This window comes from Raoultibacter massiliensis (assembly GCF_900199545.1).
Classification (GTDB): Bacteria; Actinomycetota; Coriobacteriia; order Coriobacteriales; family Eggerthellaceae; genus Raoultibacter; species Raoultibacter massiliensis.
In genome coordinates this window covers 2,208,304-2,223,090 of sequence record NZ_LT962671.1, presented here as the reverse complement: position 1 = coordinate 2,223,090, position 14,787 = coordinate 2,208,304, and the positions used below count along the sequence as shown (strand labels likewise).

General features: G+C 58.6%; 9 protein-coding genes. 3 read left to right on the top strand and 6 right to left on the bottom strand.

Annotated features, from left to right (window positions below):
* Positions 1-236: 236 nt before the first annotated feature.
* Positions 237-2,033 carry an FAD-dependent oxidoreductase gene (locus C1719_RS13770; protein ID WP_102375629.1) on the bottom strand — a complete coding sequence of 599 codons (1,797 nt, stop codon included), beginning with the start codon at positions 2,031-2,033 and terminating at the stop codon, positions 237-239.
* A gap of 287 nt (positions 2,034-2,320) precedes the next feature.
* Between C1719_RS13770 and C1719_RS13765 the strand changes: the two genes are divergently transcribed.
* Positions 2,321-3,760, top strand: a complete 1,440-nt coding sequence (locus C1719_RS13765; protein ID WP_102375628.1) for a helix-turn-helix transcriptional regulator — start codon at positions 2,321-2,323, stop codon at positions 3,758-3,760.
* On the top strand, positions 3,760-4,230 hold the full coding sequence (gene rlmH / locus C1719_RS13760) for a 23S rRNA (pseudouridine(1915)-N(3))-methyltransferase RlmH (protein WP_102376094.1): 471 nt from the start codon (positions 3,760-3,762) through the stop codon (positions 4,228-4,230). The genes C1719_RS13765 and rlmH overlap by 1 nt, the downstream gene beginning before the upstream one ends.
* Before the next feature lie 620 nt (positions 4,231-4,850).
* Here the strand turns inward: rlmH and C1719_RS13755 are convergent.
* Positions 4,851-6,812: an FAD-dependent oxidoreductase gene (locus C1719_RS13755; protein ID WP_102375627.1), complete on the bottom strand. Its 1,962-nt coding sequence runs from the start codon at positions 6,810-6,812 to the stop codon at positions 4,851-4,853.
* A 223-nt stretch (positions 6,813-7,035) separates the two neighbouring features.
* Between C1719_RS13755 and C1719_RS13750 the strand changes: the two genes are divergently transcribed.
* Positions 7,036-8,454 (top strand): helix-turn-helix domain-containing protein, encoded by a 1,419-nt coding sequence (locus tag C1719_RS13750; protein ID WP_180963625.1) that lies wholly within the window; start codon positions 7,036-7,038, stop codon positions 8,452-8,454.
* A 71-nt stretch (positions 8,455-8,525) separates the two neighbouring features.
* Here C1719_RS13750 and C1719_RS13745 read toward each other — a convergent pair whose 3' ends face one another.
* From C1719_RS13745 to C1719_RS13725, 4 genes are all read right to left on the bottom strand, one after another.
* On the bottom strand, positions 8,526-9,938 hold the full coding sequence (locus C1719_RS13745) for an SLC13 family permease (protein ID WP_102375625.1): 1,413 nt from the start codon (positions 9,936-9,938) through the stop codon (positions 8,526-8,528).
* Positions 9,939-10,313: 375 nt separating this feature from the next.
* Positions 10,314-10,658: an oxidoreductase gene (locus tag C1719_RS13735; RefSeq protein ID WP_102375623.1), complete on the bottom strand. Its 345-nt coding sequence runs from the start codon at positions 10,656-10,658 to the stop codon at positions 10,314-10,316.
* A 3-nt stretch (positions 10,659-10,661) separates the two neighbouring features.
* On the bottom strand, positions 10,662-12,932 hold the full coding sequence (locus C1719_RS13730; protein WP_102375622.1) for a molybdopterin-dependent oxidoreductase: 2,271 nt from the start codon (positions 12,930-12,932) through the stop codon (positions 10,662-10,664).
* Between the two features lie 334 nt (positions 12,933-13,266).
* Positions 13,267-14,622 (bottom strand): GntP family permease, encoded by a 1,356-nt coding sequence (locus C1719_RS13725; protein WP_180963624.1) that lies wholly within the window; start codon positions 14,620-14,622, stop codon positions 13,267-13,269.
* Positions 14,623-14,787 lie beyond the last annotated feature (165 nt).

Below are 14,787 nucleotides of genomic sequence, written 5' to 3'. Positions count from 1 at the left end.
CTCCCTGCTTTCAAGAAAACAGCACGCTCGTTTCGTATGGGAACCATACTACCACGATCGCCTGTCGGGTGAATGCAGCGAAGGGCTTGCCCGGCGGAGGCCGCGAGGGCAAACGGAAAGCTCCGGCGCAACCCGATCGGCGATCGGCGCCGGAGCTTCGAGGGAGAGCCGAAGCCTCAGATATCGGCTTCGGCTCTTGCGTTTTCGGATTGCGATCCGAAGCGTGCCAGCGGGCTTTACGCCTGGGTGGTCGCTTCGATGTCCTTTCCGGCGGCGTTCATGCCGGCAAGGCGTCCGAAGGAAAGCGCGGTGCCGAGCGAGATGCCCGCAACGGTGACGGGATACTCGACGAGGTAGCGGCCGCCCTGGACGTTGCCGGTTGCGTAGAGGCCCTCGATCGGCTCGCCCGCGTCGTTGAGGGGCTGGAGCTTCTTGTTGACTTCGAGGCCGCCCATGAGCACGAGCATGCCGGCGCTGCCAAACGGATACGCGAAAAACGGCGGCTCGGATATGGGGAACAGGCGACGGGGATCCTTGCCGAAATCGCTGTCATGGCCTGCGGCGCACATCTCGTTGTAGCGGTCGATGGAGGCTTGCACCGTTGCAACGTCGAGGCCCATCTGGCTTGCCAGGTCTTCGATCGTATCGGCCTTGATCAGCCCCTGGGTTCCTTCGACCATTTCCTTGGTGGTGTATCCCAGCCCGAAGCCCGCGAGCACGGTCTGATACTGGTCGATCTGATCTTCGGGGATGAAGTGGTTCACGTAGCCGTGGCCGTCGGGCATGTGGGCGATCTCATCGGGCCACTTGCTGTCGAAGATCTGCCAGGAGCGCAGGTCTTCTTGCCCGGTGAGCGGGTTGGTGCCCACGGGAACGCGCGAAAGCTGATCGGCGATGTTCTGCCCCGGGATATCTTCGTTCATGAAGCGGTTGCCGTTGATGTCGAGTTGCAGGTAGCCGTCGACGCCGAGGGGGCCGCCCATGTGGTGCGTCATCGGAGCGTGGGGACCGAGCTCCATGTGGCTTCCGGCCCACAGACCCATCAGGTGACCGTCGCCGGTGTTGCCGATGGTGCCCGCGGCGTCCATCGTGGTGTAGAAGCTCACGAACTCGTTGGCCCAGGGAATGAAATAATCGCGCATATCCTGGTTGTTGCCCCAGTCGCCCGTGGCAAGCACGACGGATTTGGCGTTGATCTGCGTGTAGTTGCCATCCTTGTCGTGCACGTAGGCGCCGGTGACCTTGCCGTTGTCCACGATAAGCTGTTCTCCCCAGGTCGAGTAGATCAGCTCGGCGCCCAGCTCTTCGGCTTTCGCGGCTGCGGCGTCAAGCGTCCACTGCATGTTCGGGTTCGTGGTGATGGTGCCGTGGAAATAGGGATAGTACTCGGTCGTGTAGTCGTAGCCTTCGAGCGCGGGGAAGCACTTCGGGCGGATGTAGTTGGGCTTGTCGGTCTGCTGATCGGCTGCCGTGCTCGTGAGCACCTCGAAATCAGCTCCTTCGATGAGCCAGTCGAAGTCCTCGCCGGAGTGATCGTACCAGTAGCCGAGGAAATCGGGGGTCGGGCGATAGCACATGTCTTTCATGAGCTGGTTGACGATGACGTCTTTGCCTGCCCATTCGATGCCGAGGTCCTTCTGAATCTGCGAACCGACGACTCCGAAGTCGCCGGCCATGGAAACGGCGGAAAGCTCGGCGGCCTTCTCGACGGCGATGACTTTAGCGCCCTCTTCGGCGGCAGCCTTTGCGGCGGCGCAACCCGAGAGGCCGAGTCCGATGACGAGCACGTCGCAGTCTTTCGTTTCCTTGATGTCGGTCGGAACGCTCGGCGCCGACATGAAGTTCGGCGTGAAATCCGCCGGCTTGCCGGACGCGGCGCCGCCTTGCGCGGTTCCGTCAGCGGCAGCGTCGGTCTTGCCGGATTCGGCGTTCGATGCGGGGGCGCACCCTACGAGGCCTGCGGCACCGGCGGCAACGGCCGCGGTGGCGCCCAGTCCGAGAAACGCGCGTCGACTTAGTTTAGCGTTGTCCATAATTCTCCCTCCAGATACATTATGGGTCGTGGAAGCTCACTTTTTGGCTTCCGGATGAGGTGCACATTACGGATGTGCGAGTGCTTTTTCATCACTAGTTCGCTGGTGATTTTTCCGAAAAACGTTAAAACGCATCCCACCTGATTCTGGTGAGGCGATTAAAAATGAGCTTCTGAACTGGTAAAATGTAGGGTATCTCTAGATGATACCCGATAACTCGTTGACAGGTTGCAACGTGCGGAGGCGCGGCAAACCGATATACTATGCGGATGGGAGAAGGGAGCCGAATGGGATACGTGGTCGATATCGCCAGGAGCCTGCGTCTGCGCGACGTGGTTTTCTTCGGCGGGTATGCGCTCTATCTCGTTTTCAGTTTCATGGCGTTTCATTCGGCAACGGTGCTTTCTTCGGCTGGTTCGCTTGGATACGACGTTGGGGTTTTGTTCTCGATGGGTGCAATGGCGGCGCGCATCGTCGTGTATCTTGCATGCGCATTGCTCGCCCGTCGGTTCCTGCGTTTGTCGAGTGCGGTGTCCTCTCTGGTGACGATCGGCGTCGGAATCGTCGGCTTCATCGTGGCGGCGATGGTGTTTCAGTTCTCCTCCGCGGTTTCGGTCGACATGTTCGCCCCCTGGCTTCTTCTGGGCGGCGTGTTCCTTGGGGCGGGGGATGCTCTCATCACGCTCATGTGGGCGCGATTCTCTTCAACGCTGACGCTGCGTGCGGTGTATCTTTTTGTCGTGCTGTGCAATGCGGTGAGCTTGGTTTTCTACTTTGCGGTCACGTTCGTGCCCGCTCCCGTCGTCTTGCCCCTTGCGACGATTCTCTTCGTCGTTTCGGCTGCGTTCGCGAAAAAGTCGCTCGATGCGCGGCCGCCTGTAGAGGCCGAGTATTCGCGCCCGGTGTTCGGCGGCGCGATCAGGGGGCTCTGGCATCCCGTGCTCGGGACGGTCATCCTGTGTTTCATGAGCGGCCTTATGCTTCAAATTTCGGGGCAGAACGAAATTCCACTCGAATCGTTTCAGCAGACCTCTTTGTTTACCAGCGCCATTGCCGTGCTGTGCTTGCTGCTTCCCGCTCTGCTTATAAAAAAGCCGCTCAACGTCGGCAGGATCTACGCGTTCGCCCTGCCGCTCTCCGCAGCGGGCTTTCTGCTGCTGCCGCTTATATGGAATGCGGCGGGCGGTATCGTGAACGCGTTCGCTCAGCTGGGGGCTATGGTGGCGGGCATCATTCTCTGGTGCATGCTCGCCGATTCGGCCCACGATACCAAGCTCCCGTCGACGCTTTTGTTCGGCCTTGCCCTTGCGTGCACGAACATCGCACAGCTTGCCGGCACGATCGTCGGCTTCGTCAACGCCGAAACCCTCAAGCAAGGGGATCTCGTGCTGACCACCGTTGCACTCGTGTCGGTATATCTGTTGCTGATGGCCGCGCTGGTACTGTTCAAGGACAAGAAACTTGCCAGCAGGGAAGAGGATCCCGCGGTGCAGCTCACTCCCGAAGAGGCGCTCGCTTCTCGCTGCGATGAAATCGCCGCGGCGCATCAGTTTACGCCACGCGAAACCGAGATATTCAAGCTGCTTGCCCAGGGTTACACCATGCCGGTCATCTCCGAAAAGCTGTTCGTATCGGAGAACACGGTGAAATCCCATGTCAAGAGCATATATCAGAAGCTCGGCATCCATGTTCGCGCCGAGTTGATCGATTTGGTGAACCAGTCATGATCAGGATCACCGTTGTTGCGGTAGGAAAGCTCAAAGAGCGCTTCTGGGCCGATGCGTGCAGCGAATACCTCAAACGGCTGAAGGCGTATGCGAAGGTCGAGATTCGCGAGATCTCCGATATCGATCCTGCTAAGGCGGGGGGAGTGGACGCTTCCCGCGAGAGGGAAGGGGCGGCGATTCTTGTTGCGGTTCCCGAAGGGAGCCATGCGATTCTGCTCGCCATTGAGGGCAAAGAGCGCTCGAGCGAGGGTTTCGCCCGCCGATTGGATGATCTGGCGCTTTCGGGCAAAAGCGACATCGCGTTCATCATCGGCGGCTCCGATGGGGTGAGCGACGCCGTGCGAGCGCGCGCAAACGAGCAGATGTCGTTCGGCCCGATCACATTGCCTCATAACCTGGCCCGCGTGGTCTTGCTCGAGCAGGTGTATCGCGCCTTCAAGATATCGCGCGGGGAGCCGTATCATAAGTAGAGCACCTCGCGCCGCTTGCCGCGCGGGTGCGAATGCGGCGAGCGCGGGCGCGGACGTCGTGCGAGGGGCGCAGGCGCGCGACCGTGCGAGATGTTAAATAGCTACGGGCTTCCGTCGAAAAAACCATGCCAAAACTCACTTTTGTGCCAGGGATCGGGGTGCGATATTCCTCTTGAACCTATCTTCAAGATTCCTGCCGCACCTCTGGTCGGAGGCCAGAATGCACACTTTTCCCCGATCTGTTACGTTTGAGGCTTATCTTGCGGGTCTTTCCGTCGCGCTGTTTTTAGCGATCTGGGAAAACTTTCGTAGCTTAGCTGCGAAAGAAGCCCGAAGTTGCTTCTGGTTGCTTCGAGCGCAACAGATCGGGGAAAAGTGTGCATATTAAGGCCTTCCCTTTTTCTGTGATGGCTTGTTAGCGTTGCCCCCGCTGCTGCAGTATCGGCGGATCGAGGATCGGTCTCGGGCCGCTGGATGGAGCCGTGACCGGCATTGAGCTGCTGGGCAGGTGACGGCGCGGAGCTGGCCTGCCCAGCGGCTTGGGAGTTTGCGTCGGGCGGGGACGCGCTCCAGGGATCCGGTTTCGGAGTGCAGCCCCGCCCCGAAACCGGATGTGCGGTTTAGCCGAACAGGGCCTGGGCGATGGCGTACCCTTCGCCCTGCACGCCGATGCCGCAGCTTCCGAGGGTGGTCTCGCCGATGGCGTGGAGGCCTTCGATGCGGTTGCCGGCTTCGTCGAGCACCGTGTAGTCGGTGGTCGAATCGACGAGCAGGCCGCCCACTGTGATGTGCATGGCCCAGGTGCGCGGCGATGCGTAGAACGGCGGGTTCTCGATGGGGCTGTGCTCGGTGAAGTTCGTGCGCCCGAAATCGAGGTCTTCGCCTGTGCGGGCGTACTCGTTGTAGCGCTCGATCTCTTCGGTGAACGTTTGCGCGTCGACGCCCATGAGCCCCGCGAGTTCCTCAAGCGTGTCGGCGCGATAAAGCTGGCCCTGGTTGATAAGGTTCTCGACGTTGCGTCCGTAGCGGTTGACCTCGCCGTCGATCCAGCAAGTGTCTTTGTCGCTGATCATGAACATCATCTGATCGGGTTGGGCCATGATGTGCTCGGTCATCGTGAAGCGGTCGAGCACCTCGTTCATGAATCGCTTGCCTTCCTTGTTGATGATCGGGCAGTCGATATCGTCGCCGACGGTCGTCTCGTCGGTCGAGTTCTTGCAATCCGCGAAGGGGAAGGGCATCTGCGTGTCCATGGCAGCCGTTGTGCCGCCGACGGCGAGCGCCATCTTGATACCGTCTCCGGTATGGCCGAACGCGTTGGTGGTGGGGATGATTTGCTTAGGATCCCAATCCCAGCGCGTGTTGTACTCGCGCAGCATCTCGGGGCTGCCCGAGAATCCGCCGGTGGCGAGGATGACGCCTTTCTCTCCGGTAACGCGATAGGTGGTGCCGTCCGCTCCCTGGGCGACAACGCCGGTGATTGCGCCGTTTTCCGAAATCAGCTCTTGGGCGGGCGTGTTGAGGTAGATCTCGACGGGGTAGTCGTTCTCTTCGATCATGGAGGTGTAGAACTCGAAATAGCCCTGGCCGCAAGTGCCGTTGACCGATGATGTCCAGCGGGGCCACGAGTAACCGACGATGCCGACGAGCGGCTTGAACTGGAACCCGCTTTCTGCGAGCCAATCGTCGAGCTCGGCGATGTGCTGGCCGGAAATCAACATGTCGGCGTAGGCTCCTTCGCCTTGGATGGCGTACTGGAGAGCATGAAGTTCGACCGAGTCGAATACCTTGGTCGAGCCGGATGCCTTCCATGCTTCGATGTCGGCTTTGAGTTTTTCAAGATCGGCTGCGGGCATGATTTCGGCTGCAGCGGCAACGTTCGATTCGAGCTCGGCGGTGTAGTTGGCGGTCATTTCCTCGCGGAGATCTTCGGGGGCGTGCACGTATTCGAGGTATCCGCCGCTGACGAGCGCGTTGCCGCCGACATTGCAGCTTTTTTCGAGAACGATGACCTTCTTCGCGCCTAGCCGTGCCGCGTTTACGGCAGCAACTGTTCCGCTGGCACCCGCGCCGACGATGACGATGTCGGCCTCGAGCTCGACTACCTCGGTGGAGGGTGCGGGGGCCTCGTAGTTCGATTTCAGCTTGCTTGCGCTGCCGCCCGCCTGCTTGACGCAGTCTTCGCATGCCGCGATGATCGCGGTGCTCGTCAGTGTGGCTCCGGCGATAGCGTCGATGCCAAGCGACTGATGTTCGACGATGGCGGCCGGGATGGTTTCGAGCGCGGTGTCCGATATGTACTTGGTTTCTTCGTGGTCGACGACGGTGACGCTTTCGATGCTCGTTTCGGTGAAAGTCGTCTCTACGGTGATGGGCGCGAACTTGCCTTGGCCGACGCCCGTGTACGTACCCGCCTTGAACGTCCCGTTTTCGCCGCCTGCGGATGCACTCGGCGCGCAGCCCGACAGCCCGAACAGAGCGATGTTCACGCCTGCGATAGCCGCGCCTGCAACGAATCCGCGTCGCGTGATGCCGTGCGGCCTCGATGCTTTCGTGTTGGTGGTTTTCTCGTTCATCCTCATTTCGATCCTTTCCCTCGTGGTCTCGGATGCTGCCGAGTATGCCGCGCTGGCAGCATTTGCGAATCTCCCTCAGGCTCAAATTACGGGGTAACTTTGTAACCCGATTTGTAACCCGAGTGCGCTTTCGCTGGTCAAAGCTCTATTCGCTGAGTTGAGACAAAGGTGTCTCGCCGAGCGGTTCAGTTGCTATAATGAGCCGATGATCGAAGGGGGCACATATAACTTGGGTGCTGGGCGCTCGGGCGCAGGCGAATCCGCTTCGGCCGATGGCCCTCGGCTCGGCTTCGGCGCATGGTCGTTTTGCTTTTTCGGATTCGCGTTTGCCCGCGCGTGGCTGGAGATCGTCACCTATCGCTCGACGTTTCTGTTCCCCTACGATGCCTGGGTTGGCGAGGACCTGTTCACTGCGGCCATGGTGATTGCGTTCATTCCCTTTGCGCTGTTCGCTCGGAAGTTCGCGCCGTTGTACAGCAAGCGCCATGCGGCGACGACCTGCACGGTTTCGATGATCGTCTCGGGTCTTGCTTTCATGGCGGCGAGCATCTTCCCGCAAGCCGCTGTGCCTCTGGGCCTGCTCGCCGTCGTCGGGGGAGGCGTCGGCTCGGCACTCTCGATCCTTTTATGGGCCGAGCTTCATAGCTGCTTCGAGCCGCTGCGGGTCGTTCTCTACATCGCGGGCGCGTTTCTGCTGGGCAGTTTCATCGCATGGGTGCTGCTCGACCTTGATCTCGTGAGGCTGGCGATCGTGCTTGCGCTGCTTCCTGTGCTGTCGCAGGTGACGCTGCGGGCCTCGTTCAGTCTCGTTCCGAAAGCCGATCTGCCGAAAAATACGTGGGGCAAGCTCCATTTTCCCTGGCGCCTGCTCGTAGTTTTGGGCATCTACCAGTTCGTGTACGGCGCGAAGAGCGAATCGAGCATGCCTTCTGGCGAGCTGTTCTTGCTGGGGACCATAGCCGTATCGCTCATCGTTCTCGTCATCGCGCGGCTCGTGTCGAAACGGTTCGACTTCACGCTTTTGTATCGCACGCCGTTCGTGCTCATGATGTGCGGGCTTGTGATGACGTTTCTCTCTTTTTCGGGAACGAATTCTGTGGCGGGGTTTTTCATCGCCGCCGGTTATTCGCTTATGTTTTTGGTGCTGACCATCCTTTTGTGCGACCTGTCTCATACCTACGGGGTTTCGGTGCTTGTGCTCTGCGGCATACAAAACGTTACGTTAATCGCCATCCCTGCAGGCCATATGGTTTCGCGTATGTTCATGGGGGAGCGTGCGATGGTTGCCGTCGATTCGACGGCGGTCACGGCGGTGCTTACGATTCTCGTGGTGATCGCAACGGTTGCGCTCTTTTCGGAGAAGGGCGGTTTCGGTTCGTGGGGTGCGGCATTCTTCGGTGCGGGCGATATTGCCGAAGAGGATGCGCGGGCGAAGCTGCTTGCGCGCTGCCGCGAGATTGCCGAGACGTTCGGGCTGAGCCCGCGCGAGGCCGAAGTGCTCGAGATGATCGCAGTCGGGAAGAACTCGGCGGTGATCGAGCGGGAGCTCTGCATAGCGAATGGAACGCTCAAATCGCATACGCGCCGCATCTACCAGAAGCTCGGCGTGCACAGCCGCGAAGAGCTGCGTAATTTGCTTTCGGCGTAAAACGGCTCGCACAGACGGCGAGGGCTTTGTCGTCTGCGCGAGCAGATTTTGAAGGCGTGGGACGGGCGCCGTTAGTAGATTCCGAAAATTCCTCCCATCGCATACGACCAAGCCACTGCGATAGCAACGAATGCAATGGAGGTGATCCAGCCTGCTTTGGCGGTATCCGAAAACTTATACCATCCGGTATCGAACGTCATGTTCAGCGCCGGGCAAAGCGGTACCAGGTAACTTCCTGCGATCAGACATACGATCAGGAAGGTAGGAAGGAACGGCGGTATTCCTACCACGGTTGCGTAGGTTATCATGGGAGGTAGGAAGATCGCCACCCATGAAGGCGATGTCGGGCAGAAGGTGTGCAGCAGATAGAGGAACGCCCCGATGATGAGCAGTGCGGCGAACACGGGCATGGCAGTGATCCCCGATTGCAGAAACAGCGTTGCGATGAAGTCGGCAGCGCCTGTCGATGCGATGGCTGCCCCGATGCTCAATACGCCGCCGAAGAACATGAACAGATTCCATGAGGTTGCCCGTTCAAACTCTGACCAGGTGACGATGTTGATTCCCGGGAAGAACAAAAGCAGCATGCCAGCGAGGGCGACGGTAGTCGCGTTGAACAGCGGTATCCAGTTGCCAAGAATCCACAGGGTCGGCAAGATGACGAGCAAAGCGAGGCACTTCTTGTCGAGTGCGTCCATCGGTCCCGTTTCGAATTTGGAACCCAGTACCTTCTGGACCGCTTCCTCTGTGATGGGTTCGGGAGGAAATGCTTTTATCAGGGCGAGCCAAGCGATGGGAAGAATCGCAGCGCAGATAGGTACGCCGTAACTCATCCAAGACAAGAAATTGATTTGCAGCCCCGTTGCTTGGGTGTATATACCTGCCGCCAGCACATTCAGGCTGTGTCCGATGGGCGTGGTGAATCCGCCGAAAAGCGCCCCGAATGAAACGCCCAGCAAAAGGCATCGCCCCAGATTCGACGACCCCTTCTTTGCGCCTAGGGTGTCGAGCAGCGGGAGCGCGAAGCTCATCATCAGGGCAACTGCGCCGGTGTCGGTCATGAATGACGAGATGGCTGCAGCGGCTACCATAAGCATCAAGACGAGCTTCTTCGAATTCCCTTTTGCCAAGGCGATGAATCGTTTGGTCAACCTCAGGCCCAAGGTGCTTTTCTGCATAAGAAGCGTCATGCAGAAAACGCCGAGGACGAACCATGTCGTCGTGGTGATAAAACCCGAGAACGCATCGCCGAACGAGGGAACGACCCCTAAAACCAACAGTAGAAAACAGGCGAGAACCCCCGTCATGCCTGTAGACATGCTGCCGCAAAACCACATGAATATCGCGCCGGCTAGGATTGCCAGAGCCAAGATGCCTTCGTGGCTGAGCATGTCGCTGCCAGGAATCATCGCTCCCGCAACGACGCAAACGAACATAGCGACGAAACCGAACACCTGCTTTGCATGCATTGTGACCCCACTCATGCACTACCCCCTTAACCTACTCGGTTATTTCGTCCCAGGGGGCTTCCTCTGTACGGGAAGTCCCCTGGGACGCTTCAGAAAGAGATGCGTCTGCCGGTTGCTCCTTATGCTCCGGGAGCTTTGGGTGCCCTGGGCGCCCCAGGTGCTTTGGGTGCCCCAGGGGCACCGGGAGCGTTAGGCGCGCCTGGTGCCCCTGGCATTGCGGGTTCGGTAGGCAGCGCGGTTCCGCATTGCGAGCAAACTACGTCGGTTGCGTTCGCAACGGCTCCGCATAGCGGACAAGTTTTGTCTGCGCTTAAGGATGCGGGTCTGAAACACATGGGAAATCCTTTCGTTCAAAAGAAGCCGGATGCATCGATTGGGAAACCCAAGACTCTATTCCTTCGTCTTGAGGGCGTACAGAACCTGTTTCGGTTTTGCTGCAAGGTCTTTTGCCAGCTCTTCGACATTGCCGATCTTCAAGACGTTTGCTTGACAGTGGTGTACGCACATGGGCGCGCCGTCGTGTGCAGCCGTGCCCTTTTCGCACAGGTCGCATACGTCGGTGAATACCGGAAGGTAGGTGTCTTGCCATACATCCTCGGTTATTTCCCAGGCTCCCTCGTGGTGGACTACGACGCCTGCTCGGTTATTGGGCAGGTCATGGGATACGGCGCATGCGATTTCGCAGGTGTGGCATCCCGTGCAGAACTCGTAATCGATCAAAATTCCCTGTACCATTGCTTACTCCTCAACCTTGTCGATCGTGACCAGCATGTTTTTGTAATCGCAGCCGAATCCAGCTTTGCCCTGATCGAACTGGAACAGGGTGTTGCAGTTGTACTCGAGCGCTCCGAACAGACCGTCTTCTTCGGAGCGCCCTTCGCTTTCGGGGAACCACCAGCCATGATCGGTGCTGGCGATTCCGGGAGCCATGGTCTGATCGATGACCACCTTGCGCTTGCACGATCCGAACTGGTTGCGCAGAACGACCCATTCGCCGTCTGCGAGGTCGAATTTCTCGGCGATATCGGTGGGGACGAGTACCGTAGGATCGGGATGCAACGCGCGCATGCGTGGAATCTGCCGATGTTCGCTGTGGAAGAGGCTCCAGTTGCGCGATCCGGTGGTCAATACGACAGGAAACTGCTCGTATTCTTCGGGCGTGCGGTAGGGGCTATGGGTGGGCTCTTCGTAAACCGGCAGCGGATCGAGTCCGTAGCCGTTGTACAGCGTGCACCACAGTTCGATTCGTCCAGTACGGGTGTTGAACCCTACCTGCCCATCGGGGCGTAGCTTTCCCGTCTTGTACTTATGGTACTCGAAAGGCAGGTAGACGGGCGCTTGTTCGCGGACTTCTTCGAATCTCATGCCGGTTTCCGCGAAGATGCTCGAGAACATATCTTCCTCATTGTCCCACGGATACGCTTCGGGATTGAACCGCTTGCCCAGCTCGCGGTTCACCTGCATATCGCTGCGTACATCGATGCCCTCGTTGCGGCGGTCGACTGCGCGATTGATCGTCTCGGCGCGCTGTACGCCGTCGCCGATTCGTATGCCCTGTCGCTCGGGGAACGATGCAGCGGGAAGCACTACGTCGGCCAATTCCATGATGGTCGGCGTCATGAACAGGTCGATTGCGGCTACGAACTCTAGCTTATGGAACGCTTCGATGAGGTACTCGGGGTCAGGTGCGGTATTCACCAGGAAATTTGTGGTTTGGATCCAGGCGCCCTTCATGGGGTGGTCTTCGCCCTTCTCGTTCTTGCCCGTCATGATGGCTCTGTACACTTCGTCGGCATCTGCTTTAGAATAGGCATCTGCCACCATGGGGAATTTGGAATCGCCGATGCGGTTCTTTCTCTTTTCGGGGTCGAGCAGCTCGCGACCCCAGCCGCTGAAGTACATGAGTATGTAGTCGGGGCAAATCATACCGCCGGGATTGTCGACGTTGCCGGTGATCGCCTGAATGCAGGTTATGGCATGCCCCGCAGCCACGGCGTTCTTCTGCATGTCGACGGCAACGCCCCACTGGAACACGCATCCATCTGCTGCGGCGATGATGCGCGCGGCTTGCCTTATCTTATCGGCGGGCACCCAGGTTACCTCTTCGGCCTTTTCGGGCGTCCACTCCTGAACATGGGCGGAGAGCTCTTCGAAGCCGTACGTCCAGGCATCGACGAACTCATGGTCGTACAGGTCTTCGTTGATGATGACGTTGAGCATAGTCATAGCCATGGCTGCATCGGTGCCGGGCCTGATCGGCAGATGCACCTCCGCTTTGTTTGCGAGCCAAATGCGCTGGGGGTCTATGGTGATGATCTTCGACCCGCGTTTCATGCAGTCGACGACCCAATGACCGTACAAGCCGTCGGAGTTCGATTTGAGCGGGTTGTTGCCCCATACTACGATTACCTCGGGCACCTTCCAGTTGGGATCGTCGTAGCGGTCGACGAACTGCTGGGAATAGTCACCTACCCAGAATGATCCCGTTACGCACATGGCACCGGCGACGCGCGGACCGTAGCAGGAGTTGCCAGACATGCCGAACACGTTGTTCGGGCTGCCGAATGACCATGCGAAACGGGTGATCCACGGTGCGATGTCGCGTCCTGTTCCCTGGAAAAAGGCAACGCTTTCGGCACCGTATTTCTCACGGAATCCATTGAACTTCTCGTAGATGAGATCGTACGCCTCATCCCAGGTAATGGGAGTCCAAACGTCTTTCCCCCTATCTTTCGGATCTCTTTTCATGGGTGTGGTCAGGCGATCTTTGTGGTAGACAGCTTCCATGGCATCGAGGCAGCGTACGCACAGGCGCCCCTTGTTGAACGGGTTTTCGGGATCGCCTTCGATCTTGACGAGCTTCCCGTTTTCGTCGGTGTAAAGCAGGATGCCGCACCCGAGATGGCATCCAGGGCCCGACCACGCGCTTCCGCGGGTGACGGTCAGGCCGTCTTCGGTAACGTATCTCCATGGTTTTTCATGCTCTATGGTTTGAAACTTTTTCTCCATCGTTTTCCCTCTCGCTTCTTCTTCGTCTTGCAGGTTGATCTAGTCGGGCAAATGTGGTGGCGATTGCGTTTGGTTTGCCGTATCGGTTGCCAGTATGTATCCTGGCGGCTTGGGGAGAGGCATGCCGCAGGCTTCGCAGGCAAAGGCGTCAGGGGGGTTGAGATGCCGACACTGAGGGCATACGCCTTCTGGAATGGGTTCGCGCACCTCCCCTGTGCATTTTTCGCAATTGCAGCAGCAGTAGCACATGGGCTTACCTCCATTTGCTCGGACTCTTGTCGCTTGCCGGAGCCGCTTTAGCGATATCCGGCAAGCGTATTGGCGATTGAGCTTGCTAGAAAACTATCCCCACTGAAGCCAGGCCTGCGCAGATGGCGCACAGTACAATGGCGGGAATGGCGCATGCTACGAATTGCTGCGGCCAGATGTGCTTCATCTTGCAGCCGGTCACATCCAGGTTTACGAACAGGCCGCCTGAATAGGGAACCGTGGAACAGCCTGCGGCGCCGATCGATACGATTCGGGTTAGGGCATCGGCGTTCACGCCGGGGATGGCGAGCCACTGGGCGCCGAACGTGTTGCAGACAGCCGTTGAGGTTGCACCTGCCGAGCCGCAGATGATACCAAGCAGCTGAGTTGCGATGAATCCTTGGAAGTACGGGTTTCCGGCAGAGCCCATTGCGATATCCACGAGAGCCTGGAATGCAGGTGTTGCGGAGAGCACTGAGGCGAACGCGACCATGCAGAACATCGCGGATGCCGGGCTGAGCCCGCTCATGATGCCGTCGAACACGCTCTTCTTCATACCTTCGCCGACCGAAAGTCCGCTCTCCTTGTTCTCGTAGTACTTGAAGTTCAAAGCGAGGCAGATGATCGTGGCGATGACGTTTGCCGTGACGACGGCAGTTGTGGCGCTCATCTTCGGAATCGGACCGAAGCCATTGCCCAGGATGACGAAGAGGGCGAGCAGAACGACGATTGGGACGACCGAGCGCACCATGCTCGGACAGGTTTCGATCGCTCGCGGTTTGATGGGAAGGCCGACGCCTTCTTCGAAGGCATGGCCGCGCTTCGTTGCCCAGCGATCAAGCCAATAGATAAACCAGACATCGAATGCGAACCACAGAACGGTGGCGATGATGCCCCAGCCCGGAGCTGCCGTTACGGACGTCCCTAGGATCTGCGCTGCGGCGACGTTGCCGGTTTGCGGGGATCCTGGCATAGCCATGTTCGCTCCGCCCAGAAGGCCCATGTACATGATGGTCAGGAAGATGTAGCGGGGTTTGTTCATCGCACGGGCGATGGGCATGGCGAGTGGCCAGAATACGAAGACGATGACCAGGGCGTTGATTCCTCCATACGTGAGAATCATGCAGATTAGAATGAGAACCGGATAAATGAATTTCTCGCCAGCCTTGTCCAGAACCCATTGTGCGATGCGGTCGGCTGCACCGCTGTCGCCTATCACCTTCGCATACATGGCCGAAGTGAGGAACATGAGAATGAAGGTGGTAACCCAGTTGCCTGCTGCCGGTAGAAAGTAATCGGTGAGGGTTCCCCAAACGCCGAATCCGTTGAAGACGCCGATGATCAATGTGGCGATCAGCGCGCATACGATGGCGTTCCAGCGTCGCCATGCTAAAACGACGAGGGCGGCGATTGCCAGAAGAATACCTAAAACGCCTAACACAAGCATCACCCCTAACTGAACTAAATGAACGTGTTTAGATGCCGTCGAAGCGATTCTGCGAGCTCTACAGAATCCTTCGGGAAAAATATAGAGCGCGTGGTGGCGGAATGGTATTGTATGCTCTGCATGGCTTATGCAGTTTTTGCACGAGGCGATAGGGGAGCA